This window comes from Comamonas sp. AG1104 (genome assembly GCF_003350425.1).
GTDB lineage: Bacteria > Pseudomonadota > Gammaproteobacteria > Burkholderiales > Burkholderiaceae_C > Comamonas > Comamonas testosteroni.
On record NZ_QQAS01000003.1, the window covers coordinates 61341 to 87167 of the forward strand.

General features: G+C 56.3%; 27 protein-coding genes and 1 tRNA gene. 10 read left to right on the forward strand and 18 right to left on the reverse strand.

Annotated features, from left to right (window positions below; all coding sequences use genetic code 11):
- The first annotated feature begins 48 nt into the window (after positions 1 to 48).
- Entirely contained in the window at positions 49 to 288 is a 240-nt protein-coding gene (locus DFO48_RS08795; protein ID WP_114863160.1) for a hypothetical protein, read from the forward strand.
- 58 nt (positions 289 to 346) lie between these two features.
- Here the strand turns inward: DFO48_RS08795 and DFO48_RS08800 are convergent, their stop codons facing one another.
- Entirely contained in the window at positions 347 to 622 is a 276-nt protein-coding gene (locus DFO48_RS08800; protein ID WP_003075449.1) for a metal/formaldehyde-sensitive transcriptional repressor, read from the reverse strand.
- A 71-nt stretch (positions 623 to 693) separates the two neighbouring features.
- Here DFO48_RS08800 and dmeF point away from each other — a divergent pair, with 71 nt between their 5' ends.
- From dmeF to DFO48_RS08825, 6 genes are all read left to right on the forward strand, one after another.
- The gene (gene dmeF, locus DFO48_RS08805; protein ID WP_003075447.1) at positions 694 to 1647 is read left to right on the forward strand and encodes a CDF family Co(II)/Ni(II) efflux transporter DmeF; all 954 of its coding nucleotides are present in this window, start codon (positions 694 to 696) and stop codon (positions 1645 to 1647) included.
- Positions 1648 to 1698: 51 nt separating this feature from the next.
- Positions 1699 to 1773: transfer RNA gene (locus DFO48_RS08810), tRNA-Arg, on the forward strand.
- A 161-nt stretch (positions 1774 to 1934) separates the two neighbouring features.
- Positions 1935 to 2159 (forward strand): hypothetical protein, encoded by a 225-nt coding sequence (locus DFO48_RS08815; protein WP_003075445.1) that lies wholly within the window; start codon positions 1935 to 1937, stop codon positions 2157 to 2159.
- The gene (locus tag DFO48_RS25415) at positions 2141 to 2314 is read left to right on the forward strand and encodes a hypothetical protein (RefSeq protein WP_003075444.1); all 174 of its coding nucleotides are present in this window, start codon (positions 2141 to 2143) and stop codon (positions 2312 to 2314) included. Before DFO48_RS08815 ends, DFO48_RS25415 begins: the two co-directional genes overlap by 19 nt.
- A gap of 227 nt (positions 2315 to 2541) precedes the next feature.
- Positions 2542 to 3849, forward strand: coding sequence for a hypothetical protein (locus tag DFO48_RS08820; RefSeq protein ID WP_042437689.1), 1308 nt, complete (start codon positions 2542 to 2544; stop codon positions 3847 to 3849).
- Between the two features lie 202 nt (positions 3850 to 4051).
- Complete coding sequence (locus DFO48_RS08825) at positions 4052 to 4246, forward strand: hypothetical protein (protein ID WP_114863161.1); 195 nt, start codon at positions 4052 to 4054, stop codon at positions 4244 to 4246.
- Positions 4247 to 4390: 144 nt separating this feature from the next.
- On the opposite strand, the gene DFO48_RS08830 is transcribed toward DFO48_RS08825, so the two are convergent.
- The 4 genes from DFO48_RS08830 to DFO48_RS08845 form a co-directional block, all read right to left on the reverse strand.
- Positions 4391 to 5128: a DUF6216 family protein gene (locus DFO48_RS08830; protein WP_147282729.1), complete on the reverse strand. Its 738-nt coding sequence runs from the start codon at positions 5126 to 5128 to the stop codon at positions 4391 to 4393.
- Between the two features lie 24 nt (positions 5129 to 5152).
- Entirely contained in the window at positions 5153 to 6637 is a 1485-nt protein-coding gene (locus DFO48_RS08835; RefSeq protein WP_138983849.1) for a hypothetical protein, read from the reverse strand.
- 57 nt (positions 6638 to 6694) lie between these two features.
- The gene (locus tag DFO48_RS25865; RefSeq protein WP_003075434.1) at positions 6695 to 6994 is read right to left on the reverse strand and encodes a hypothetical protein; all 300 of its coding nucleotides are present in this window, start codon (positions 6992 to 6994) and stop codon (positions 6695 to 6697) included.
- A gap of 549 nt (positions 6995 to 7543) precedes the next feature.
- A complete protein-coding gene (locus DFO48_RS08845) occupies positions 7544 to 7891 on the reverse strand; it encodes a helix-turn-helix domain-containing protein (RefSeq protein ID WP_114863163.1) in 348 nt (115 codons plus the stop codon).
- Between the two features lie 69 nt (positions 7892 to 7960).
- Here DFO48_RS08845 and DFO48_RS08850 point away from each other — a divergent pair, with 69 nt between their 5' ends.
- Complete coding sequence (locus tag DFO48_RS08850; RefSeq protein WP_147282730.1) at positions 7961 to 8245, forward strand: hypothetical protein; 285 nt, start codon at positions 7961 to 7963, stop codon at positions 8243 to 8245.
- On the opposite strand, the gene DFO48_RS08855 is transcribed toward DFO48_RS08850, so the two are convergent.
- Positions 8204 to 8566 (reverse strand): hypothetical protein, encoded by a 363-nt coding sequence (locus DFO48_RS08855; protein WP_114863165.1) that lies wholly within the window; start codon positions 8564 to 8566, stop codon positions 8204 to 8206. The two genes, DFO48_RS08850 and DFO48_RS08855, sit on opposite strands and share 42 nt — an antisense overlap.
- Positions 8567 to 9023: 457 nt before the next feature.
- Between DFO48_RS08855 and DFO48_RS08860 the strand changes: the two genes are divergently transcribed.
- A complete protein-coding gene (locus DFO48_RS08860; protein WP_114863166.1) occupies positions 9024 to 9716 on the forward strand; it encodes a phosphoribosyltransferase in 693 nt (230 codons plus the stop codon).
- A 602-nt stretch (positions 9717 to 10318) separates the two neighbouring features.
- On the opposite strand, the gene DFO48_RS08870 is transcribed toward DFO48_RS08860, so the two are convergent.
- The 4 genes from DFO48_RS08870 to DFO48_RS08885 all read right to left on the reverse strand — a co-directional run bounded on the left by DFO48_RS08870 (position 10319) and on the right by DFO48_RS08885 (position 15146).
- Positions 10319 to 10936, reverse strand: coding sequence for a YdeI family protein (locus DFO48_RS08870; protein ID WP_199406972.1), 618 nt, complete (start codon positions 10934 to 10936; stop codon positions 10319 to 10321).
- Positions 10937 to 11089: 153 nt separating this feature from the next.
- Positions 11090 to 12445, reverse strand: coding sequence for a chromate efflux transporter (gene chrA, locus DFO48_RS08875; RefSeq protein WP_114863169.1), 1356 nt, complete (start codon positions 12443 to 12445; stop codon positions 11090 to 11092).
- Between the two features lie 342 nt (positions 12446 to 12787).
- The gene (locus tag DFO48_RS08880) at positions 12788 to 14071 is read right to left on the reverse strand and encodes a hypothetical protein (protein WP_114863170.1); all 1284 of its coding nucleotides are present in this window, start codon (positions 14069 to 14071) and stop codon (positions 12788 to 12790) included.
- Between the two features lie 76 nt (positions 14072 to 14147).
- On the reverse strand, positions 14148 to 15146 hold the full coding sequence (locus tag DFO48_RS08885) for a tripartite tricarboxylate transporter substrate binding protein (protein ID WP_114863171.1): 999 nt from the start codon (positions 15144 to 15146) through the stop codon (positions 14148 to 14150).
- Between the two features lie 169 nt (positions 15147 to 15315).
- Between DFO48_RS08885 and DFO48_RS08890 the strand changes: the two genes are divergently transcribed.
- Complete coding sequence (locus DFO48_RS08890) at positions 15316 to 16206, forward strand: LysR family transcriptional regulator (protein ID WP_034348537.1); 891 nt, start codon at positions 15316 to 15318, stop codon at positions 16204 to 16206.
- A 153-nt stretch (positions 16207 to 16359) separates the two neighbouring features.
- Here the strand turns inward: DFO48_RS08890 and DFO48_RS08895 are convergent, their stop codons facing one another.
- The 8 genes from DFO48_RS08895 to DFO48_RS08930 form a co-directional block, all read right to left on the reverse strand.
- A complete protein-coding gene (locus DFO48_RS08895) occupies positions 16360 to 16665 on the reverse strand; it encodes an MliC family protein (protein ID WP_114863172.1) in 306 nt (101 codons plus the stop codon).
- Between the two features lie 190 nt (positions 16666 to 16855).
- On the reverse strand, positions 16856 to 18325 hold the full coding sequence (locus tag DFO48_RS08900; protein WP_172590562.1) for a GGDEF domain-containing protein: 1470 nt from the start codon (positions 18323 to 18325) through the stop codon (positions 16856 to 16858).
- 119 nt (positions 18326 to 18444) lie between these two features.
- Complete coding sequence (locus tag DFO48_RS08905) at positions 18445 to 19467, reverse strand: sensor domain-containing diguanylate cyclase (RefSeq protein WP_114863173.1); 1023 nt, start codon at positions 19465 to 19467, stop codon at positions 18445 to 18447.
- Between the two features lie 156 nt (positions 19468 to 19623).
- A complete protein-coding gene (locus tag DFO48_RS08910) occupies positions 19624 to 20991 on the reverse strand; it encodes an ATP-binding protein (RefSeq protein WP_114863174.1) in 1368 nt (455 codons plus the stop codon).
- Complete coding sequence (locus tag DFO48_RS08915; protein WP_034348534.1) at positions 20988 to 21647, reverse strand: response regulator transcription factor; 660 nt, start codon at positions 21645 to 21647, stop codon at positions 20988 to 20990. The genes DFO48_RS08910 and DFO48_RS08915 overlap by 4 nt, the downstream gene beginning before the upstream one ends.
- Positions 21648 to 21793: 146 nt before the next feature.
- Positions 21794 to 22198 (reverse strand): hypothetical protein, encoded by a 405-nt coding sequence (locus DFO48_RS08920; protein WP_003075403.1) that lies wholly within the window; start codon positions 22196 to 22198, stop codon positions 21794 to 21796.
- Between the two features lie 85 nt (positions 22199 to 22283).
- Positions 22284 to 23843 carry an ATP-binding cassette domain-containing protein gene (locus DFO48_RS08925; RefSeq protein ID WP_114863175.1) on the reverse strand — a complete coding sequence of 520 codons (1560 nt, stop codon included), beginning with the start codon at positions 23841 to 23843 and terminating at the stop codon, positions 22284 to 22286.
- 284 nt (positions 23844 to 24127) lie between these two features.
- On the reverse strand, positions 24128 to 25669 hold the full coding sequence (locus DFO48_RS08930) for a Do family serine endopeptidase (protein ID WP_114863495.1): 1542 nt from the start codon (positions 25667 to 25669) through the stop codon (positions 24128 to 24130).
- Positions 25670 to 25827: the final 158 nt, after the last annotated feature.

Genomic DNA, 25827 nt, shown 5'->3' on the forward strand with positions numbered 1-25827 from the left:
ATGCCTATAACCATTTACTGTTAAGCGATAACAGCTATCAATCCTGAAATGCCACGCAGCCGCACCACGCTGGAGCAAGCCGCCGGCAAGCTCATACTTCGCATCCAGCAGGAATGGATGCAGGAGCTGGGCGAGCCCGCAGCTGCAGACAGCGAGCAAGTCATGAACCGCGCCCATGACTTGCTTGTGGCCGCATCGGCCGGCCGGCTCGACCAGGGGCTGCAGCAGCAGTCGATTGAAGAATTTCTGGGCAGGGAATGGCTACGCAGCCATTCGTCAATGCTCTGACCGAGCAACTGCAGTCCTGATCCATCTATACAGGCCCTCAGCGGCCTGCTGCCACGCCTTATTTGACGTAGGAACGCAGCACCTTCACGACCAGCTCCAGGTCCTGCTCACGCTGCTCGGCCGTCGCAGCCTCGGCCCCCAGATGCTCGCGCACATGGCCTTCGAGTAACTCCAGCATCAAACCATTGACGGCCCCGCGCACAGCCGCCAGTTGCTGCAGCACCACGGCACAGTCCTGCCCTTCTTCCAGAGCTCGCTCCAGGGCCTGTGTCTGCCCCTTGATACGGCGAATGCGCGCGAGCAGTGGCTTTTGATTCGAAACGGTATGCGACATAAGCAGGAATTGTAGTCCTCATGCCGGCATGGAAAATATACTGGGGTAGAGTATATGAAAACATACCAATCATGACCTCATACACCAACTCCACACTGACCCGGCAGCACTCCCACAGCTTTGACCAAGGCAATCCGCTGGGTGAAAAAAACGCCAAGCTGGCCATGTTGCTGACGCTGGCCATGATGGTGCTGGAAATCACTGCAGGCTACTACTTCAACTCCATGGCCCTGCTGGCCGATGGCTGGCATATGAGTTCACACGCGCTGGCGCTCGGTCTATCCGTCAGCGCCTATGCCGCTGCGCGCAAGCTGGCCAATGACAGGCGCTTCAGTTTCGGCACCTGGAAGATAGAAATCCTGGCGGGCTACACCAGCGCCATCTGCCTGCTGCTGGTTGCCGCCCTGATGGCCTTTGAATCCATACAACGCCTGCTCTCGCCTGCCGCCATTCACTATCAGCAGGCCATAGGCGTGGCAACTCTTGGTCTGTTGGTCAATCTGGCCTGCGCCTGGCTGCTCAAGGACGGAAACCACCATCACCACGGCCATGAATCGCACCACGATCATCACCATGGACACGACCATGCGCACGGCGACCTGAACCTGCGCTCCGCCTATCTGCACGTGATTGCAGACGCTGCCACATCGGTCATGGCCATCGCAGCGTTGCTGGGCGGCATGCTCCTGGGCTTTGCCTGGCTGGATTCGGTCATGGGCCTTGTCGGCTCCGTGATGGTGGCAATATGGGCCTCAGGCCTGCTGCACGATAGCAGCCGCGTGCTGCTCGATGCCGAAATGGATGCTCCCGTCGTGGAAGAAGTGCGTGAAGCTGTTGCACAAGGTCCGCACCCCGTCAACATCACAGACCTGCATGTCTGGCGTGTGGGCAAGAGCCACTATGCCTGCATCATCGCGGTCGAGGGTGCAGCTACGGTCACCCCCGACTACATCCGCCAGCTGCTGTCGGTACACGAAGAACTCACCCATGTCTCCGTCGAAGTCAACCGCGCAGAGCCGGCATAAATAAGTCGGTTGGAATCCGCAGGCTGACAACACGGGTAGAATCCAGCGTCCCTCCCCGTAGTTCAATGGATAGAACGGTCGCCTCCTAAGCGACAGATACAGGTTCGATTCCTGTCGGGGGGACCATTTCCTAGTCCGGTAGCTTCCAAAGGCTTCCGGACTTTTTTATTTCTCCGCTGAAAACGGCCTTTTTCTTTCCACTGAAGTCCATCAGAGTCCAATGGCATCCACGCATATGTGGGGGTACATTTGGGGGCATGCTTTCAAAAATTGGGGGCACATTTCATTTGTACCCCCAAGGCGCTCTGCAGGATGTACCCCAAGGATCCGGGCCAGATACCCGTTCCAGCGTGGTGGCCGGCATCAGCGGCCGGGCCAAGACCTTACGCCAGACCTATGCCAATGAGGCGGACGCCCTGGCCGCCGCCCGTGCCGAATGGCTGCGCATTCAGCGCGGCATTTACTCGTTCGACATCACCTTGGCCTATGGCCCATGCCCCAGCGGCCGGTGATCGTCAGCGGCTGGAAAAAGCAGATTGATGAGACCGTGTGGATGGTTACCGCCGTGCGCCACAGCCTGAGCAGCAGCGGCTACATCAGCCAGCTGACTCTGGAAACGCAGCAGAGCGAGGGCGTGGAGGGCGGTGATGAAGCGGAGGACAAATAACCGTCAGAGGTAGGTTTCATCTGCTCCACATTCTCTGTAAACGAGTTAGTTATTGCTATCAAGCAATAGAACCAACGATACTCCGCCCGCTTCAGTTACAAATGAACACATCCATGGATAAGCACCATTGCGAAATGACGCGCCATCTGTGGCTAGCGGGAGTGCTTCTAGTTTGCTGCTGACAAAAATTCATCGGCAGTTTGAACAGATCATTAATGGGGAAATAAATGAAGAAGATCACAAACAAGGGAATTGCTCAAATCGCCTTGAGCGCAATCATGGGAGCAGTACTGGTTGCATGCGGCGGTGGCGGTGGCGGAGACAGCGGCAATGCAGGTAATCCAGCCCCCAGCACAACGACTGCCAGCGGCGTAGCTGCAGTGGGCGCTCCGATCGTGGGAGGCACTGTCACCCTGAAATGTGCTTCGGGGGCTACAGCGACGACAACCACCGGCACTGACGGCACCTGGAAAGTTTCCCTCAAGAGCGGTGACTATCCATGCGTAATCCGAGTGGATGGTGGTCAAGCTCACGGCCAAGCTCTGGCCACGCCCCTGCACTCTGTGGTTGCAGGCTCTGGTATCTCCAACATCACACCGCTGACCGACCTGATGGTCGGGATCCTCAGCAACAGCAAGCCCAACGCATGGTTTGACTCTGCCAACAATGGGGATCTGGGCAGCAAAATCTCTGCTACAGCTTTGGCCAGTGCGCAAGACAAGCTCAAAGAGACTCTGGCCAGCCTGCCCGGAAAGCCAGCTCTTCCCGATGGTTTCAACCCTGTGACCAGCGCATTCAATGCTCAAAAGGGCGATGCAGGTGATGATCTGCTGGAGAGCTACGGCGCAGCACTGACCTCCACAGGGCTCACACAAACAGAAGCTGCTGCAAGCGCTTCTGCAGGCAAGCCTCTGACTCAGGGTGCATTTGCGGGTTCCATGTTCACCACTCGCAATATGCTGACATTCCGTGCCGGCGGTGCGCTCACCCATGGCGGGGACTATGTGCTCTCCATCCCCGACCCCAAGCGCGGGCTCTCTACTGCGAAGATCACCATGAGTTCAGACGGCAATGTGACTCAGGTTGGCCAGCCTCTGCGCAACGTCGTCAGCTTTCTGAGCAATCGCTTTGCACAGTACTGCCAAAGTGAGCCGTACTCGGTCCACTATGCTTATATTTCTGATGACTGGACCCCCGTAACTGACAGCAATGAGCTGGTCGGCAAGATCTTCCGTGAATATGAGTATTGCCAAGACACTGGGTTCACCCAGTTCCATTCCGACGGCTCTTTCACGTACACCCCATACGGTTCAAACGCTCAGCCAGAGTCTTTGCTTGGCTTCTCAAAGGCGTTTACTGGCGAAGGGATGGAAGACCCCAGAGAGGACGCAGTGGTCAAAGCTAAAGCCTTCAAAATCACCATCAACGGCAAGACAACCTACGCCTATGTTGCAGTGGCCACATCCAAGAATACGAAACTTGATTTCGGCGAAGGCAACTACGTGACCATGGGTCTGTCTCAAGACCTGAACTGATACCGATAAACGGCACAAAAAGCGATGTGGGCCCAAAGCCACATCGCTTTTTTTGACTTTCTAGAATTCAACGACGTTGCCAATGCCTGATTGCGGCTCTTGAAGCGAAGTCAAAGCCTTTACCAACGAGGCGGACGCTCTGGCTGCCGCCCGTGCCGAATGGCTGCTCATCCAGCGCGGCATCTACTCCTTTGACATCACCTTGGCCTACGGCCGCGCCGATGTCATGCCCCAGCGGCCAGTGATCGTCAGCTGCTGGAAAAAGCAGATCGATGAAACCGTGTGGATGGTCACTGCCGTGCGCCACAGCCTGAGCAGCAGCGGCTATATCAGCCAGCTAACGCTGGAGACTCAGCAGAGCGAGGGCGTGGATGGAGGGGATGAGGCAAATGAATGATTAATTTTTACTGAAATTCAATTAATTACTCAATTCCGAGATCTTCATTATTTTTTAAGTTTTTATATTTACTATATTCTTCAATTCTTTTATTAATTTTGGAAGCCATTATATATTTAATTATCTGATAACCAAAAACTAAAATCATTCCAAAACACGCAACAAAAATTCCGGCAGAAAATGCTTTTGATTTTTTATAGTATCTTGGTAGAATTTTTTTCCTTCGACACCAAATATTCCGCAAGCGATGTACTTGTTAAACTTCTTATTGGCATCATCACTGCCAGGCTCTGGATATGCTCCAGCGGTCATCACATCGCATTGCCTACGACTAAATTTCTCATCGTAAATGGATAGCTTTTTTCCATCAAAATGAAAATTTTGCTCTGTTTCAACAACGACAAATTGCGCATCATTTGTATTTAAAAAAATATTTGAAATAATAATAGATGATACGAGAGCCAAAATAAGAGTGACATTAATAATAATGTCATATTTAAAACTATCTTTCTTTATGCGACCAAGCCTGACATCAAAGAGGTTGGAAATCTTGCGAAGCTCAAGAAAGTTCACGTTATTAGAGGAAAGCCAGTTTCTCAATGACCTAACATGATCTTTTGTTTCCACATCGAACCCATACCTATACCGAAATAGCTCCAAATCTCTAATAATCTCCCAATCATTATTAAGTTCTTTGTCATTGAATTCCAGCTTGCCCCCGAAAAATATCCATATCCTATCCAAAAGGAAGTTTATGGATTTAGCTCTGTAAACACAAATACCAAGACAGAAAATAATAAGAGCGCCTACAAATGCAGCCCCCCATATTTGGAATGAACCAGAAATTGAACTAATTCCATCAACAACATCTGCATTACTCATATCTTCTGCCAGTAAACACTCAAATTAATTTGACTTAAGCTTTCCACGCACAAGCTCAATCAGACTCTTTATTTCATCCAAATTGAGTTTTTCAAGCAGTTGAAGAACAGGCGGTTTTTCCGTGTGATTGCCATCGAGTGACTTGGATGCGTTATAGGCAATTGCATCAATCGACTTAGCAATCAGTTCTTTTTGCAATTGATCTCCATCAACCTTTAAATCTACAAGCTGCATCTTGTAACTTTGATAAGATGAAGCCAGAGATTCTTTGTGCGCATACTCTTGCTGCAGTCTCTCGTATTGACTTCTGCGCGTCGCGGAAAAAATGGCAAGCCAAATAACAGGTGCAATTATTGGTACTCTTGTCAGAATTGTGCGGAGCATCTCACTCCAGTCACCGGCCTTTACCATCGTCCACGCAAATGGTGAAAAACCAAATGTATCAGTAACCATTACCAAGCCACCGATCAACATTAAAAATAATGATATGTAAAATGCAACTGAATATATAAATATAGGTCTATCGAATGAATTTTTCAGTTTATTATATGCACTAGCTAGACCCGCACTAGTCGCACCTGGCAAGAGCGATTCAATTTGAATATGCATTGCTTGGTGCTTGACTTTTTGATCCTCTTCAAAATCATTTAGATCTTTTTTTCTATCATCCAATTCTTGCTTCAATCCACCCGTCAGGGTATCGGAACCATCTTCTGTAGGTTTTCCGAAAATAGTGGCATGAAATGATTTAAGCTCCTTGTGCTCCTTAGTGGAAGCCTCCCTCATTTCACCTAGTTCATAATTTATTGCCTGAATATTATTTTTGTGCGAATTGATCGTATTAGAGATTGAATCCGGCCCATCTAACAACTCTTTCCGGAAAGCTGCGACAGAGTTTTTATCAGATTCAACGCTAGATATCAAATCCTTAATATATATCTCTGCTGCTCTATGATCACCATCTCCTTCAAAGAGGTAAGCCGAAAATTCCTTAACCTTTATCTCTATCGCATCAATATTATCTTTCTTTGACTGAATTTCACCGAATGCGGTGGAAATTGATGATTGAGATTTTTTTGCAGATTGCTCAAACGATTTTATATAGCCATTAACTTTATCTGTGTAAGCTTTAACCGATGCTCCATAGGCATCAAGCGCAACCTCTGGGACAACCATGTAGGGCCGTATGTACGATAGTAAATTATCGGCATTACCGTTTGCGTTGGACAAATGAGCAGCATTACGGTTTGATTGATAATTTTGAACTTCTGAGAGACAGAGAGCAGCCTGTTGTTGAAAGCTATTAAATATAGTCAGAGGCGTCAATTCAAGATCCAATCCTGAAATAATAGTATCGATGTACACTATTATTTTTTTCAATCTTGCCAGCTCTTCAACTGTCGTTAACACTGTCACATCATCAATTACTTGACTATCAACAGCTTCTAAAAGAACTTTCCAAGTTGCACGGAATGGATGCGTCATCCCTGCATCGACCCAACGACTCATGTTGATTGCCTCCTAGTTTTGTATCTGATTCACTGAATCAGCGGTCGACCACCGACCTCACCGCCGCAAATAACTCTTACGCCCCGAATCCGTATAGCAATACTGCCCGCCACGTGGTCCAGTGCAGATATTGCCGCTGCGGCAACTGCAATCACCGCCAGCAGATTGGGTAGGTTTAGGCTGTGACGTCAGCCCCAGCGCGCGGCTGGCACCGCCGCCCATCTCTGCGCTGCAGCTGCGCTTGGAGCCGCTGACGGAGCCGTCATTGCAGATAAACAGGTCACCCTGGCAATGCGACACACCGCCCTTACGGCCCGAGCATGGATAGTTGGCAGCGTTAACGTCAAAGCTGCTCAAAGCCAACAGCACTAAAGCGCATGCAGCTATGAATATGGAGTGCAGAGACTTTTGCTGAGCCCACGGCTTGCGCGTGCCGGGCGCCATCATCGAGACTGCCGGTTGAACTCAGCTTGCGCTCTCATTTCAGCGACACAGCTGGAGTTTGGTTCACAGACATCGTCCTCTGCAGACCGGCGAGTTGGTCGTGCAGCAGTGTTCTGCGCTTTGGGCGTTGCAGCGCTAGCTGACTTTTGTACCTGGGGCTTTGGCGCGTTGCTGCTATCGCTGTAGTAGCCGCCACCTGACGAACCGTACCCGGAGCCACCGCTGCCATAGCTACGTCGGCTGCTTCGGATGCTGCCGCCCGAGCTACGGCTACTGCCACCTGAATTGCGACGGCCACCGCCGCCGCGAGCCTGGGCCACCGTGGGCACCAGTGCAGCAGCGACCAAGGCTGTGAAAAGACCTCGCCGCGTTGAACGGGCGCTCTCTAGAACCAGCATTGCACTCCCCCTCTTTTGTGAGCCGCAGTCTCTCTGGACCGTCAGCCCGAAATTCGGTTCTTACCTATTTCTCTTTCTCTTCTGACGAAAAGGCGAGCTTTGCAACAGCTTCCAGGGCAGTACGGCCTTCAGAAGTGCTGTTGCGCCAGGCTTGCAGCAGTTCGCGCTCTGCTGTGGCCAGGGTGCTTTCTGAGGCATTGGCCTTTTGTCCTGTGACTACATAGAGCACATCAACACCAAGACCGGCCATCAGCGCCAAAACGCCAGCATTTGGGGTGGCTTCGCCCTTCTCCCATTTGAGCAAAGCACATCTCGAGACATTGCATGCCTCTGCAAATGCAAGCTGTGGCATATCCAGGCGGAAGCGCTCTTCCTTGATTCGCTCGCCTATAAGCTCACAAAATTCATCCATGATGCATTGACACGCTCATTTTTGCTATCAAAGATGCAGTTACGTTGTAAATCTCAGTTCTCATCGTACATGACCACCACCGTCAACCTGCAGACATCCCAGCGCGCCGCTTTAGTCAGTGCCTCTGTGGACAAGCCCATTGCCATCCGCCTGGGCCAGCAAGAGCTGGACGAAGTGCTGCAATTGGCCCGCGCAGACGACCGCCCTGCTGGCAACTTTGCCCGCATGGTGGCGTGCAGACGGGTAGCGGCAACAGCGGCGGACCTATCGGGGGCGCAGCATGATGAACGTCAACACCGGCCGCAGCATCGACTAGAGACCGTCACCGCAGACCTGCAAGCGCTTTCGCTCTAGGGCGCGGCCGGGTTCGATGTGGGGGCGCTGCCGCTGACACTCACCATCCGTGCACCTTGTGTCCCCATGTCTCCGTCCGGGTCGTAGGCCAGCACCACGGCGGTAGATCGGCAGGTGGGCCAGCTCGGCTTCACAGATCAGCTCTTCTTCTTTTTCCTCCAGTGTGCGCAGCTGCGTGGTCAGCTGTTCACGGCGTGTGGTGCGCTCGGTCAGTGGCAGGCCGGGCACATAGTCCATGGCGTCCACCTTGGCCAGAAACACCTTTTCGATCGTGTCGCCAAACAGCCAGATCAGCTGCGGTGCGATCGAGATAATCAGCATCCCCGACGCATTGCTTTGCCCTACCGGCAAATTCACTCCCTGCGTCACGCTCAAGGGGTTCACCTCGGTGATAGATGCCCCCGGATTGCGCAGGCTCAGGAACTTGTCGTTGACCTCTGCGGCATCGCTCTACATGCGATCGAACCACGCTGACACACGGACTTTGTCGTCGCAAGCACTGCGACGGACGCTCAGCTTGTGCTGAAAACCTCGTAATTTCCCGTAATACAAGATACAACCCAAATGCCATGCATTGCGTTCATTGGCGCGGCCTATGGGTGAATCAACCCGGTAGCAATTTGCGCCCCACGAAGTGGGCAGGCGTGGCGGGGGCGTCATGGCGCGCCGCGGGGTTGAAGGCTGGGTCTGTATCAGCCTCTAGAAGTCAACCAAGCGTCCACCCAAAGCGCGAAAATCAGGAGTAGTTCAACGTTTTGAACGGTGAGGAGCCAGAGACATGAAGTGGGATACTCCGTTTCGTGACCGGGCGGAGGCTGGTCAAGCCCTGGCTGCGACTTTGAGGGAATTTCGTGAGCAAGCCGATGTGCTCGTGCTGGCCTTGCCTCGAGGCGGTGTTCCAGTCGCCTATGAAGTTGCCAATACGCTGGCCCTGCGGCTGGATTTGATCCTAGTGCGCAAACTAGGCACGCCCGGCCACAAAGAGGTGGCGATGGGCGCCATTGCCTGTGGCGGCGTACAGGTGTTTAACGATGACGCCATCCGTGACCTGCACATCTCCCCAACGGCCATCGAGACAGCAATTCACGAGGAAACCCTGGAGTTGCTGCGCCGAGACAAGGTCTATAGAGGCAAACGTCCTGCGCCAACCATGCTGGGGCAACGGGTGATACTGGTCGATGACGGGATAGCGACCGGTGCCACCATGCGAGCAGCGATTGTGGCGGTGCGCCAGCAGGCACCGGCGCGTATCGTAGTCGCCGTGCCGGTCGCCCCCGTTGAGACGCTGGCGATGCTACGCCCACTTGTCGACCAACTGATCTGTCAGCTCACCCCGAAGCCCTTCCACTCCGTTGGTCAGTACTACCGAAATTTCGCACAGACCACGGATGAAGAGGTAAAAACGCTGCTTCGCCTTGCTTGGCGGAGGAAAACGCGACAAACAGGCGCCCCCTCCCTAAACGGCAGGTGACAGGCCGTAGCGCGTCAAAGACGGCATAGATCCAGAAAGCTCGCAAGACGGCACTCGAAACGAGTTGCGAAAGTCGCCGAATGCGGTCTGCCCAAAACGCATTTTTCTCCTAAGCTGCGGGACATTGGCAAGGGACATGAGGAGTGCAAAAGTCCGAATTTAGCGATGATCGCCCGGAGAACTCATAGGAAAAGCAATGTGGATTTCGGCAGAAAAGCTGGTGTGACGGGTTCGATTCTTGTCCTGCAAATTCAAGGCCGCGAAGGTGCATAGCCTTCCGGCCTTTTTCTTTTTCCCCTCTCTAGTCTTCAATTGGAAGTGCGACAAAGTCCACAGAAGTGCTCCGTAGTCCAGGGACATCTGGGGGCACATTTGGGGGCACATTTTTAGGAAAAGGTGGCACATTTCAAATGCCCTCAGCCTTTACCTCCAGGCTTCATCTCCCCACACGTCACCCAACCCGAGCCCTCGCCAGCGTGAACATCGACCAGCCCTTCTCTGGCGCTGGTATATGAGTCACGCTTTTCGCCGCAGGCAATCAGACAACAACAGGGACAGGGGCCGCTCAATGCAAAATGCCCATCCGCGTGCGAACTTCGCAATCAAGCCCTGGCTTTGGGCTTGAAGAGATGGATGGTTTCTCCGCGGGCAAGCATTCCCACCAATTGAGCGATGCGCCTGGCGCGCGTTTCGGCTCTCGCGGCCGTCTGGATACGCCACAGTATCGCGTAGCGATTGGAGGCATTGATGCTTGCAAAGAAGGTCTTGGCCGCCGGCTCGGCCTCCAGTGCAGCCTGCAGATCCTCAGGCACAGTGGACGTGCGCGCACCGTCGTAGGCCCGCGCCCAGCGCCCGTCAGCCTTGGCTGCCTCTACCTGAGCCCGACCTGGGGCCTGCATGCGGCCCGCTTCAATGAGTGCCTGTACCTTCTCGACATTGATCTTTGACCAGACGCTGCGCGCGCGCCTCGGCGTGAAGCGCTGAAGATAGTGTTGATCGTCAAAACTTTTCTTCTGTCCATCGATCCAGCCCCAACACAGCGCAATCTCCACCGCTTCGGGGTAGGTGACACTGGACTCATTGGAGCCTCGCTTGGCGATCTTGAGCCAGAGGCCTTCGGAGGTAGCGTGATTCTTCTTCAGCCAGGCCTCGAAGGCTTTGGCGCTCTTGAACAGGGTTGGTGCAAGTTCAAGCGGGATGATGGATTTGACGGTAGGCATCACCTGGACCTATGCGAATGAGCATCAGCGTGGCTCCTGGCATAGAGGCAGGAGCCTGTTTGATGGCAGGGAAAGACAAGTTTAACCAGAACTCCCGGCCTGTAGCAGCCGCAAAACGCCCCACGACTCACCCCAAAACAGGGGCTGGAGCGATCACCACAACTGCGCTAGCAATCCTGCCAGCCCTGCCGCCACAATGACGTAGATGACATTGATCTTGAAGCGGAGCAACGCAATGCCTGCTGCCAGCCCAATGACAATCGACGGCCACTCCATGTGTCCTGCGAAGCCTTGAGGCCAAACGACATGGTAGGCAAAGAAAACCGCCAGATTCAGGATGACACCCACGACCGCAGCGGTGATGCCGACCAAAGGTGCAGTGAACTTCAGCTTGCCGTGGGTGGACTCGATAAAGGGGCCACCCAGGAAAATGAAAAAGAACGACGGCAGAAAAGTGAAGAAGGTCACGATCACTGCTGCGACGACTCCGGCCAGCAACAGCGAATCCGCACCGAAGATCGCCTTGGTCCAGCCGCCTACGAAGGCCACAAAGGACACCACCATGATGAGCGGGCCCGGAGTGGTCTCTCCCAGAGCCAGGCCATCGATCATTTGTGTTGCAGTCAACCAATGGAAGTTCTCCACCGCGCCCTGGTAAACATAGGGCAGCACCGCATATGCGCCCCCAAAGGTCATCAGCGCGGCCTTCGTGAAGAACCACCCCATTTGAACCAAGGCAGACTCCAGACCAAACGCCGTGGCGAGCACGCCCATAGCACTGCCCCACAGTGTCAGGCAGACCAGCGACACCCTCCAGAATCCTCGCCAGGAAAATCGCGCATGCGGCGGAGTAGGAGTGTCGTCGTCGATCAATGCAGCCCCGAGTGACTGACGCGCATTGCCTTTTTGATGGCTGGAGCCATCAAAGGCCTCGGGTCGCAATTTACCGCCGATGAAACCGATGGCTGCGGCCGCAATGACGATGAGCGGGAACGGAACATTAAGGGCAAAAATGGCGAGAAACGCAGCTGCCGCAATTCCCCAATGCCAACTGCTCTTGAGCGACCTTGAGCCCACCCGATAGGCGGCCTGTGCCACAAGCGCCGTCACAGCGGGCTTGATGCCATAGAAAATGCCGGCAATGACCGGCATGTCGCCGTGGGCCATATACAGCCAGGCCAGAGCCATGATGATGAACAGCGATGGCAGGACAAAAAGAACCCCTGCCAAAATGCCGCCCCATGTCCGATGCAGCAACCATCCCAGGTAGGTGGCAAGCTGCTGAGCCTCAGGCCCCGGCAGCAGCATGCAGTAGTTCAGGGCGTGGAGAAATCGCTTCTCGGAAATCCATCGGCGACGGTCTACAAGCTCCTCATGCATGAGTGCTATTTGACCTGCAGGGCCGCCAAAGCTGATGAAGCCCAGCTTCAACCAGAAACGCAGCGCTTCTGAAAGAGAAAGAGAGACCGGCGCAACCGGATCGGTGGGCCTGGGCAAAGCGGTGTCCATAAAAGCTCCATAGGGAATATCCAGCTCTTGGACGAGACACCGTCTACCCTTGCGGGACGGGAGGCTGCTTTCCCGATGTAGAAATTCTAGCCCAGTCGCCCGGGCGCTCGTACACGCCGAGGACAAAGTCTGCAGTCACCGAGAGCAGCGCCAGCTTATGGAACACAGCCGCACTTGCCGTGTTCCACAAGAGCATGCATTTCAGCCTTCGATGCCCAGGGCTTCTTCGCCTCAGATCTCTCGTGCAGACGAAGCCACCGGGCGTTGGCGTTTTCACTGCCTTGAGGCACAGTGCAGCTCGGCTAGCCGGCATCTCATCAGCGATAGCGCTGCTTTCAACCTTCAGGCTGCATCCACAATCGACGAGACATCCAGCACATACATCTGGCGCTGGTCTTCATGTACGGAGTCAATGCAGACCTGCTTGCCATCACGGCTCCAGCGCGGATGCAGGTCACAGCGGTTTTCCTTGCTCAGGTCCGGAGTGGCATAGAAACTGCCCAGATTGCGACGCTCGCCGGTCTGCATGTCGAAAAGGAACAGAAAGCGCTCGTGCGTGCTGTCGTCGGGATAGGTATCACTCAGCATCCAGCGGGTGCTCACCGGCGAGAATGTCATATGGCCGTTTTCCACCAGCACATTGCGGCCAACCACCTGTACCTCGCCTCCTTCAACGTCGTGATAGAGGTGGTAGTGGATCTCGCCTGCATGCGGCCCCCAGACAATGATGTGCTCGTTGTCCTGCCACAGGGGGTGAGAGATCTGGTATTCCGATTTTTCATAGTCAAACGTGCCTACGGCATCGGGGTCGAAGTCGTCGGCCAGTTGCGGCAGCGGGTGATCGGAACACTCCAGCAAGCGCATGTCCGAACCGTCCGGATTCATGGTGATAAGGCGGTGCAGAAAGCAGGTCTCATCTTTCACTCGCTCTGTCCAGCGATGCAGAAAAAGTATGCGTGAGGAAGCCGGGTTGACCTCGATATGGCTTACCCAGTGGATGGCCTTGTCCATCGACCTCACAGGATGGAATGCCTTGAGTTGCGCATAGCTGACCAGCAACCGGGCATCGCCTGTCGCCAGTTCCATGCGCCAGATGCCGTCATCAGCGGGCGCCAGAGGCAATTCAAACGGCTGGCCCGGTTCGCTGTAACCAATGGTCTCGTGCGTGATGTACAGACGCCGGTAGTTGACCGACAGCGCCCAGGCACTGCTGGGTGCCACCACATACACGGGCATGGGCAGAACGCGGCGCTCTTGCGTATCCACATCCACCACCACGGCGCCAAAGCCAGGGTAACGAGCGGACATATCGCCCGTGCGATCGTTATAGATCAGCTTGCGGCCCGGTGCACCGTCAAGCCATTGCAGCTGGCTGCCCATCTGGAAGTTCCAGGCACCGGTCTCGCCCACTGCGTGAAAGCGGTCACCGTCCTGAGTGTCGAAATAGCCAATCGTTGCCTTGACCTCTGGCGTCAGATAGATGTCCATCCAGGGCGTTTGCTGGGCGGCCAGCAGGCGATTGCTTTTGTCCCAGTTGGACTTGTTGTAGTAGCCGAAGAAGTGATGAAGGCTGCCGTTACCCACGCGTCGGCAGGGAGCAAAAGAAGAATGAGAAGAGGTCGTCATTGGATGTCAAGCAGTAGCGTCGCAGCACAGGCTGCGACTCGAAAACGATGCAGGGCATGAAAAAGCCCGGCTCTGGCTAGTTCGCCGTAATCTTTCCAGCAGCGATCACCTGATCCCAACGCTGCTTTTCCCTGGCCACAAAGCTTTGCGCTTCTACCGTGGTATTGGCCAGGGCACTCATCCCCTGCTCCTGCAGCCCCTTGCGGAACTCGGGTGTATTGACCACCTTGCGGATGTCTTCGCTGAGCTTGTGCACCACCGCCTGAGGCACCTTGGAAGACACAGCAACCGTGGTCCACGATGTGGCCACATAGTCCTTCATTCCTGCCTCGCTGGCCGTCGGTACATCCGGCAATGCCGCAAGGCGTTCATTGCCTGTGACCGCCAGTGCCTTGAGCTTGCCGCCCTTGACGTGCGCCAGCACTGTCGGAGGGTTCTCGAACATCAGCTGGATCTGGCCACCAAGCAAATCGTTAAGTGCTGCCGAGCTGCCACGATAGGGCACATGAACAATGGGAGCACCGGACTGGAGCTTGTACAGCTCCCCCATCATGTGGACCGACGAGCCCACGCCAGCAGAGCCAAAATTGATGCTGCCTGGGTCCTTTTTGGCCAGCGCGGTCAGCTCCTGCAGATTCTTGACCGGCAAATTGGGAGTAGCAACCACGACATGGGGCATCTCCGCCAGCACGGTGACAACGCGCAACTCCTTGGCCGGGTCGTAAGGCAGTTTCTTGTAAACCCCGTAAGCAGCATGCAATCCGATGGAGCCCACCATCAGCGTGTAGCCGTCCGCAGGCTGGTCGGACACATATTTCCCGCCCAGATGACCGCCCGCCCCGGGCTTGTTTTCCACCACCACAGGCTGGTTCCACATACGGCCGAGCCTGTCGGCAAGCATACGGGCTTGCACGTCCGAGCTGCCACCCGCAGTGAACGGCACGATGATGCGAATTTGACGAGCAGGGTTGGGATATGCGGAGCTGTCTTCAGCCCAGGCTGAGCCGACACTCGCCAGCGTTGCGGCAGCCAGCACTCCCATGCACAGAGAGCGACGAGCGCTAATGCAAACCATCTAATGACTCCTTGGATTGATCGATGCGCCCTCAATTCCTGAAAACGCATGCACTTATTCGTATGGAAGTCAGTGTAGAAAGCCTAACCTACTCGGAAAAATTCATTTTTCAAACTCATCTATACGCAGCTGGTATACCCTTCCCCCTCAGCATCAATCCGATTGCGCCATGCCACGCCCTTTGAGTTTTAAAGAAATTGAAGCATTTCGTGCCGTGATGCAAACCGGCACAACGACCGCCGCTGCGCAGTTGCTGCACACCACCCAACCGTCCATCAGCCGTCTGCTGGCTCAGATGCAGACGGGCGCGGACCTGAAGCTGTTTGATATGTATAAAGGGCGGCTGCGCCCGACTGCAGAGGCACGGGAGCTCTTTTCGACGGTGCAGCAACATTTCGTAGGTCTGGACCGCATTGAGCGCGACCTTCAGGGGTTGCGGCAGTTCGGTGCAGGCACTCTGCGCATAGGCTGCACCCCGGCACTGGGACTGTCCATCGTTCCTGCGGCCCTGCACAATTTTCTGCAGCACTACCCAAGCACACACATCAGTCTGCAGACGCTAGGCACCACACATCTTCGGGAAGGACTGCTGCACGGCCAGTTTGACCTGGTGGTCAGTACCATGGCCATTGGCGCCCCTGAACTCAATGCAAGCGTTCTGCATCAGACCCAGGCCGTCTGCGTCATGCATCCAGGCCATCCGCTGGCACAGCACAGCAGCCTGCATGTCCAGGATTTGGAAAATCAGCTGCTGCTGACTTTGAATTCGGACGACAACATCTACCTGCAACTGCAGCGAACCATGCTCGAGCATGATGTCCGGCCCAGCTCAACTGTCGAGACAACCTACTCTTCCACCATCTGCTGCCTCGCAGCGCAAGGTACAGGCTTGGGCGTAGTGAACCCATACGTGGCGGCAACATTTGCGTCAACCCTCTGCATCAAACCGTTCCTGCCCGAGTGCTCAGTAGAGGTAGCGCTAGCACTGCCAAGTCATTCGGCACCTTCAGAACGCACGCAATGCTTCGTCGAGGAGTTGCAAAGACAGCTGGCAACATAAGCAGCTCAGCCCAGCTCTGCGGCAAAGACTAACCACTCAAGAAGACTCCAGCGTCAGATGGCAGCGAACGCCAAATACGCTTCAAAGGTCTGCGCCTGCAACCGAGCACATGCGCATGAATGCGGTTGAATTACGGCGATAGTCAGAGGACCCTTACCGGGCCTTGCATTGGATCGGCACCATGCGGCCGACCTCGACCGTCAGATCCAGTCCTTTTCCTCGGATGGTATTGGGCCCGTTGCTATACACAAATCCGGAGCCGCTTGGCTGCTGTGGAAGCTCTATGCCTTGACCACCGCGTATCAGGACTGCTTTGCTGTTGGCAGGCGAGAAACGCACCGAAATGGATTCTCCGTTTGCGCAGGTGAATGCAACTTCACGGTCTGCATCTTGAGACGGCGCAGAACTGCAGGCACTGACGGCGATTGCGGCAAGCATGGCAAGGCCGATGACTTTCATAGACTTCTCCCGTGATATTTCAAGGCAAGACTCAAGCAGCCATGAAGAACTCTGGTGTCTTGTAGCACTTCCAAAACTTGGCTGATCGCCTTTGGCCTTTGTCTCGACAGATAGGAATGTCCCAACCCGCTACAAGCTCCTGCAGTCAGACTGTGACGCGAAGTGGAACTGGATTGACGCATACCTGCGCTCAGGTTGAGCTCACACGCCTGTCGCGCTCCTTGTCCCGGTAAAGACGTGCTTTTTCAGCATACATGGCCTTGTCCGCCCCTTGAACGATGCTCTCTATCGGCGTGCCTTCCTGGCCACAGGCATGACCCATGGAGACCTGGATGCTGTGACCCGGATAGAACTGATTGTTCAGCTCCAGCAAGGACAAGATGCGCTCCTGCAATGCCACGGCACCGCGTTCATCGGTTCCCGGCAAAAGCACGACAAACTCATCGCCACCGATGCGGGCAGCGCAGGCCGGCGCATCCACCGCCTTGGAGAGAACTTCTCCCATACGCCTCAGCATGGCATCGCCTGCAGTATGACCATGCTCGTCGTTGACTACCTTGAGTCCATTCATATCTATGGCAAGCATGGACAAGGGCCAGGGCCCTTTGCGCGACAGCCTGTTGAGCTCTTCCGTATAGAAAGCGCGGTTGCGCAACTGGGTCAACACATCATGCTTGCCCAGATATTCGAGATAAGCCTCAGCCTTCTTGCGAGCGGTGATATCTACGAGTGACAGCAGCACCAAGCCCCATTTTTCCGCATGGCTGCTCATGATGGCGAACTCCATATGAATATGGAGCACATCGCCAGAAAGTCCGTAGTTCACCACTTCCCGCTGCTGCACCAGCTTACCTTCCCAAAGGTCTATCAGCTGCTCGGCAAACGAATCGTACATTTCGCCCCTGAAAACCTTGGACAGATTCTGCAGCAGTTGCTGCTTGCTCTCGGCACCGAACATTTGCAGCGTCTGGCGATTGACATCGAGCACCTGGATTTCCTGCATGCAGCGGGTCACGAATTCCGGATGCACTTTCAGAAAAGTCCGGAAATCGGTGATTCCGCGCGCTCGAACATCGTCCATCAGGCGCTTGACCACGCTGAAGTCCTCGACCCACAGCGACACCGGCGAGTACTCGAACAGGTCTCTGGAATATTGCTCGCTGCTCTGAAGCTTCACCGTGCTCTGCACTTCGGCCGTCACATCCTCCAGAGAGACCAGCACCCGGCTCCAGCTTTGCTCGTAGCCCGGCAGTACACGCGCCCTCACCTGCACATCAAGCCGCCGTCCATCCAGGGCATAGTTGACCGAACGGGTCTCGAAACTGAGCACTCCTTCCCAGAGGGCGAGCAGCTCGTTCATGATGCTGTCGAGCATGTCGCCGCGAAAGACCTCGCTCAGCCGGCTCTTCAGGGTTTCCTCATCAGCGGCCTTGAACAGGTCAAGCGTGTATTGATTGACCCGCAGCACCTTGTAGGACTGACTGCACAGCTTGAGCCGCTCCGGATCTTCTTTGAGAAAACTGAGCAGATCGCTCACGCCCTGCGCCCGCCATTGATCGAATATCTGTTTCAGGCCGCTGTAGTCCTCCATCCAGAGCGATACCGGGGCCAGGTTGAACATATCCTCGAAGTCCAGACCTTCTGCGAGCGAATTTTTCACAAACAATACCTCCGCCAACGATTATTACCGAGACATCAAGCCTGCACGCTGCCCTCCTTTGCAAGGTCGATCGACTGTCGTGCAGCAATGAAAAAGACCCCCTGGGGAGTCTCTTAAAGTCAGATCACCTCAGGCAGTCTCTGCCTTGCAGCTTTCACTTTGTACATCGCAGCATCGGCTTTCTGCAAAGCATCGTCCACGTCGGTGTCATCGGGCGTCAAACAGACCATGCCTACGCTGGCTCCTGCGTACTCGATCTCACGTCCGTCGGCCAATTGCAAGATGGCGACAGAGGCTTTGCTCAGTCGCAACTGCATCTCCCTGATCACGGCCTCAGCGTCTTCATCCAGCAGAGGCCCTGCACCGACCATGACGAATTCATCGCCACCGAAACGAGCCAGCATGTCACTGCTGCGCAGTCCTGCTCGCAATTGTTCGGCCATGGCACGCAGCAACGCATCCCCAGCCTCATGACCAAACTGGTCATTGATCTGCTTGAAGCGGTCAAGATCCACAAAGCCCACCAGCACCCATTCACGGGTGCGGCGGCAATGAGCAATGAGCCGGTTGAGCTCCTCAGTCACGCAGCGACGATTGGGCAATCCAGTCAGGGCATCGAGCATGGCCAGCGAGGCCAGCTCCTCATTGGCATGTTGCAACGATCTCACCAGTTGCTCGCGCTCGGCAAAGCCGGCAATGATCTTGGCAAACAGTCGCAGCAAATCCTCGGCCTCTGCTGCCAGCGCGACGGAATGGTCGCTGGCTGCACACAAAGTGCCAAACAACGCACCATTGGAAAAACGCACGGGCGTGCTCACATAAGTCTGGATACCCAACTGGCGCGCTGCATCCGAGTCGCCCCAGCATTCGCCAACATTCTCGGTAAAGGTACGTCCTTCGTCGAGCGAGCGCTTGCACAAGGTATCGTTCCAGGGAACCTCCAGCCCTTCGGGAATTCTCATGCCTCCCGTATTGAGGGAGTACAGCACATTCTGAATACCGCGTGTCTCATCAACGGTGGTGAGGTAGGCCGACTCCAGATCAGTCACTTCCACCATGATTTCCAGAAGAGGTCGCGTGAAGCTGGGCAGATTCTGAGATGCAGAGACGGTCTGGGAAAGGCGTTGAATAATTGATGGCATGGTGCAATTTGGGGGTACGGCCGCACGACGAGTGGGGCAGCTCAAGCAAAGCCTAAAGCCTAGGCATCATCACTTTCATTCGACTGAGACTATCTTTCAATCATGCAATGAAAGCCAGATCCCAACGCTCATATTTTCAAGCAATCGATTGTCAGACTAGGACTGAGGCCACAGGACCCTGACACGCAAACCGCCCAGTTGCGGCGACTCGTCAAGCAAAAGCTCCGCACCACTGCTTTGCGCAATGCTTTGCGCAATGGCCAGTCCCAGGCCACTACCGCCGGCCATGCCGCCAGCCCCTTGACCTCGCACAAAGCGCTGCAGGACGCGCTGACGCTCTGCCGGTGCAATGCCAGGACCCGAGTCTTCCACTACCAGTGCACGTCCGTGCTCGTCCTGCAACCAGCCCACATCAACACGGCTCCCGGCGGGCACGTATTTAATCGCGTTGTCCAGCAGGTTGCGCAGCAGCACCGCCAGTGCACCGGCATCTGCGGCCACGCTGAATGCGGACTGCTGCTGCGGGTCTTCGCTCAGGCCCATGTCCAGCCCCTTGGCCTGGGCAGCCGGTGCGGCATCAGCCAGGGCCTGCTCGACCAGCACACGCAAGTCCGCCAGCGGCGCGTCTTCAGTCTGCGGCCTGGCTTCCTGCCTGGCCAATGCCAGCAACTGCTCCACCAGTCGTCTGGCGCGCTCTATTCCTTGCGCCAGACTGGTCTGCGCTGACTCGCGCTCAGCGCTGTCCGTCGCTTTGCGCAGCAGCTGCAATTGCAGCTGCAACGCGGCCAGCGGCGAGCGCAGCTCATGCGCAGCATCTGCAACGAAATTCTGCTGGGCCTCAAAAGCCTGCCGTACGCGCTGCAGCAGGTTGTTGAGCTCCTCCACCAGCGGGCGCATCTCATCCGGCAGATCATGCTCCGCCACGGGTGCCAGATCCTGGGGCTGACGCAGGGCCAACTCCCTGCGCACCCGATGCACGGGAGTCAGTGAACGGCGAATCACCCACCACACGGCCAGCGCCAGCAGCGGCAACAGCAACACCACAGGCAACAAGCTGCGCCAGGCGGCTTCACGCGCGAGCATCTGACGCACGCGCATGTCCTGTGCAATCTGAATCACCTGAGAGCGTGTCTGCAGTGAGAACACACGGTAGGTCGTGCCACGCGCAGGCACATCGGCAAAGCCCAGCACAGCCATCTGAGGCAAGGCATCGCCCAGAGCCGACTCGAAGATTCTCAGTCCCTCATTGGTCCAGACCTGGACGATGAACTCGTTGTTTTCATCTTCGGGCGGCGTTCCCTGCGGCCGGCCTTTGGCGTCGACCGGCAGACCTGCCCGCAGTGCAAACGCCGTCTGCTGCATCTGGTAGTCGAACAGGGTATCGGTCTGCTCCAGAGCATTGCGATAGGCAAAAGCCCCCTGCAGAACTGCCACCAGCAAAATCGCCATGCCGATGAACAGCAGCAGGCGTCCGCCCAGCGAACCAGGCAGCTTCAGCCGCTTCAATGCCTGGTTTTTGCTCATGGTCTTGGCACCATATATCCAAGACCACGCACATTGAGCACCGCTGCAGCGCCGAGCTTTTTGCGCAGCCCGTGGATATAGACCTCCACCGCATTGCTGCTGACCTCGTCGCCCCAGCCGTAGAGCTTGTCTTCGATTTGCTGACGTGACAGCGTAGCTCCCGGCCTTGTCAGCAATGCCTGCAGCACCGCCCATTCACGGCCTGACAGGGTGACTGGCTGACCATTCACGCTGGCCTCACGGGTATTGGGGTTGAGCATGATGCCTTCATGCTCATACACCGCATCCAGATGCCCTGCCGCACGCCGCGTTAGCGCGCGAATGCGGGCCAGCAGCTCATCCATGTCATAGGGTTTGATGACGTAGTCATCGGCCCCGGCGTCAAGCCCCGCAATGCGGTCACGCACGGCATCCCTGGCGGTCGCCACCAGCACCGGGGTGGCATCCTTGCGCGCACGCAACTGGCGCAGCACCTGCAAGCCATCAAGCTTGGGCAAGCCCAAGTCGAGCAGCACCAGATCGTACTGGTGGCCATGCAAGGCTGTATCGGCCTGGGCGCCATCCTGAACCCAGTCCACCACATAGCCTTCACCGCGCAGCAGCGCCAGCACGGCCTGGCCGATCATGGTGTCATCTTCAACAAGCAACAAACGCATGGCGCAAGGATAGCGCCGCTACAGCGGAAATGCCCAGCACCAGAAACAAAGGGCGCATCGCACGCTGCCTGCATGCCCGCACGGCGGCAAACGAGCCAGCCCCACCCCAAGCGGGCAAGCCGCCACCTCACATGAAGGGCTGCCGGTTACACCGCAGCCTCGATGCCCGGCATCGCCATACGTGCCTTGGTCAATGCCATGCCCAGGTTGGCGGTACGGCGGCAGACAAAGACTGCCACATAGTCAGGCACTGCCTTGCTACGCAGAAAGACATGAATCAGGTTGTCACTGTTGATGATGATTTCCTGAAAATAGTGGTGACCATCATCGCTGATGCCGCGCGACCGCTTGAACAGGGTCTCGATCATGGAGACATTGGGGCCGTTGAACAGGTCGGCCGTAGCCGCAGCCACCAGATCAATCACGTCACGCGGATGGGAATCCACGGTACGGATCGACAGCAGCATGCCCGAAGCAGCATCCACATAACCTGCAGCCAAACATTCAGGCACCGAAGCCACGGCCTGCGTCAACACAGCATCCAAACTCATTTCGCTCTCACTTTCCTATTGCTTATCTTTTGCGTCATGGCCGTATGCAGTCCGCAGCGGCCATGCTTTGGTGGTCTTGAAAACATCACGCCATCTTTTGCAGCAATGCGTTTTCGAATTCATAAAGAAGCGCTTCCTGCGCCTCGGATTGCACATACTGAGCGTCAATCAATCGCACACGGCGCAGCGCCTCTTCGGCAGTCAGGCCCTCGCGCACCAGCCAGGCGGCAAGCACGGTTCCGGTGCGGCCCAATCCGGCAAGGCAGTGCACGGCAAGCACCTCCCCACGGCGCAGGGCGGCAGACATGCGTGCCAGCAGCATCTGCATCTGTGCCACTGTCGGTGGCTCGTGGTCATAGACCGGCAGGTGAAAGTTCTTGAGCCCATTGCGGGCCAAGGCATCCTGCGGGAAGTCCTTTTCCGTCAGCGTGATCAGCATGGTGACGCCGCAACGATTCAGGGCTTTGAGATCGGCGTCCATGTCGTGCACCACGCCCGGCCAGGGCGTACCTGCCAGCCTCCCTGGCACCAGCCAGGAAAATCCATTCGGGCCGCGGCTGGCTGGCACGGCATTTTCAGCAGCCAGCAATGGCTGCATTTCCATCAGCACAGCCGCATTCACGGTGCGAGGCTGGTAGCGGGCTGCAGAGGACAGGCCAGATGACGCGACCGCTGCCGGTTGCGACAGTGCAGGTTCAGGTGCAGAGACCGACGTTGACGCAGGCAGCACGGGTTCCAGTTTGGAGGAAGTAACGACCTCACTTACGGCTGCCGAAGATGCAGGCAAGTCGGAAAATTCGGCGATGGCCGCCAAGGCGGCGGCAGGCAAGGGAGGTGGCGGCAAAACATCGTCGGCCAGCTCATTCAAAGGGGTACCCGGCATGGGGACAGCGCAGCTGCCGGTACGCAGGAATTGCTGACCGGCGGCACTGAGCGGCCGCTGAGTGAACGCCGCCATTGCGGCGGCTTCCTGAATTTGACCACCTGCGAGCAACAGCATCTGCTGGGCAGCAGCCTGGGCATGCTGCTGATGGTGCGTGACGAGCAGCACACTACTGTGCTGCCCTATCTGCTTGATCAAGTCCAGCAGCAAAAACGCCTCATAGCCATCCAGATCAGCCGTGGGCTCATCCACCATCAACACCGCAGGCCGGGCCCAGGCCTCGCGCAGAATGGCTACAGCGCGTTGCTGCACCGCACTCAACAGCATGGTGGACTTGTCCAGTACCTGGGCCAGCTCGGCAAAACCATAGTGCTGCAGCTGTTCAGTCACCCACGTGCGCCACTGCAGTGGCCCACGTGACTCGCTCTGGCGCGCCTTCTCGATCAGTGCATCCAGGGTGTTGGCACGCATGAGCCGGGCATGCTGCTGTACCAGGCGCGGCAAGGCCTGCACGCCATCGGCGCTCAAAGGCATACGCAATGGATGAGCGCAATAGACCACCTGCCCCCAGCTGCGAAAACGCGGATTGACCGCATTCAGTCCGGCCAGCGTGCGCAGCAGCGTGGATTTTCCTGTACCCGCAGGGCCCAGCAATGCGGTTACGCCTGATTGCGGCAGCGTGAAGTCCACTTCGGCCAGAACCACGCGTGGACCATATGAAGCGCCCAGGCCTTGCACCTGCAGACTGTGTTGCTGATCCAAAAAATCTTCCCCTCGCAGCGCCTGCTCCGAGGGCCGTCATGATGTATTTGCGGTCACGCCAAATCGCCACCAAACGGCGTCAAAAAGACGAATGAGTGCTTTGGCCCGGCAGTCTATGGCATTACTTCTCCTGAAACTCGTCACTTCTTGAAATATGACAACATTATGTTGAAATTCATAGAATATTCATTCATTCAGATATTTTTTGTTTTAAATCAATGAAAGCAGATAAAGAAAAACCGCAACCCGGAAGGTTGCGGTTTTCTGCGTAGTCAGGGCGTCAGTCAGCCCAGGCGCACCGGCACAAAGATTTTGTTGCCTTCGCGCCAGATCAGCACGGCCACGGTCTTGTCCGCCTTGGCGACTGCGGCCCGCACCTCGTCGATATTTCCGGCAGGTGCGCCATTGATGGACAGCAGCACATCTCCCTGGCTGATGCCTGCCGCTGCAGCCGGACCGCTGGCCTGAGCCACCAGCAGACCGGAGTCCACACCAATCTGCTTTTTCTCCTCAGGCTGCAGGGGGCGCAGCGCCAGACCCAGCTTGCCCTTGTCTCCATCGGGAGAGGACTTGGCCACCTTCACAGCATTGTCGCTGGCATCGCCAAGGGTCGCACTCAGGGTTTTGGACTCACCCTTGCGCCAGATTTCCAGAGTCACTTTCTGCCCTGGCAAGGCCTGGCCGATAAAGGCTGGCAGATCGCCCGAACCAACAACGGGTTTGCCATCCACCTTGCGCACCACATCGCCTGGTTCCAGTCCGGCCTTGGCGGCAGGGCCATTCCTTTCGACACTGGCCACCAATGCACCTTCGGGCTTATCCAGCTTGAAGGAATCGGCAAAGGCCTGATTGACCTCCTGCACACTCACGCCCAGCTTGGCATGCTGGGCCTTACCCGTTGCCTGAATTTGCTGTTGCACACGGGTTGCCAGTTCGATGGGAATCGCAAACGACACCCCTTGATACCCGCCAGAGCGGGTGTAGATCTGGCTGTTGATGCCCACGACCTCGCCCTGAGCGTTGAATAGCGGGCCTCCGGAGTTTCCGGGGTTGATCGCCACATCCGTCTGCAGGAAAGGCACGAAGGAGTCATCGGGCAGAGAACGACCCTTGGCGCTCACCACGCCAGCCGTCACGCTGTTCTCAAAACCGAAGGGCGAGCCGATCGCCAGTACCCAGTCGCCCACGCGCAACTGGCTGGTCTGGCCCAGCTTGACCGTGGGCAGGCCGCTGGCGTCAATCTTGAGTACCGCCACATCGGTCTTGGGGTCGGCTCCCAGCACTTTGGCCCTGAACTCGCGGCGATCGTTGAGCTTGACCGTCACCTCCTTGGCTCCGCGCACCACATGGGCGTTGGTCAGAATCACGCCGTCGCTGGACACGATAAAGCCCGAGCCCTGTCCGCGCATGGGTGTATCGGGCTGTTGCGCACGCGGCCCCATGCCCTGGCCACCAGGCATGCCTGGAATGCCGAACTGGCGGAAGAATTCAAAGAAGGGATCGTCAGGGCTGATGCCAGGGCCCTGTTGCTGACGTTCGCTGGTCTGGTCACCTTCATCGTCGCTCATGGCACGAGAGGAGCCCACCACGCTGATATTGACCACGGCCGCGCCGTTGCGTGCCGTGATATCCGCAAAATTGGGAGCATTCACCGCAGGCAGGTTAAACGCTGTGGGTTGTGCAGCCACTGCAGATTGCGTCACCTGCGCCTGGGCAGCGCTGCGGGTTCCCACCAGGCCGGCGCCGGTGGCGCCCAGTGCGCCAATCGCACCAGCAGCCACCAGGGCCATCACCAGTCGGCGAGGCGTAGACAGAATTGTGTTCATGGTCATCCTTTCAAAGAAAAGCACCGGATCGGTGTCGTTGAAGGGAAGTTTGAACATGCACACTTAGGCCAGACTTAGGCCCGTGCAGCTCTGGGCCAAAGGCCTGATCCGGCAGCCGCCGGCTCGCACACGGTCCGGCGTGCTCAGGCTCTTTACAG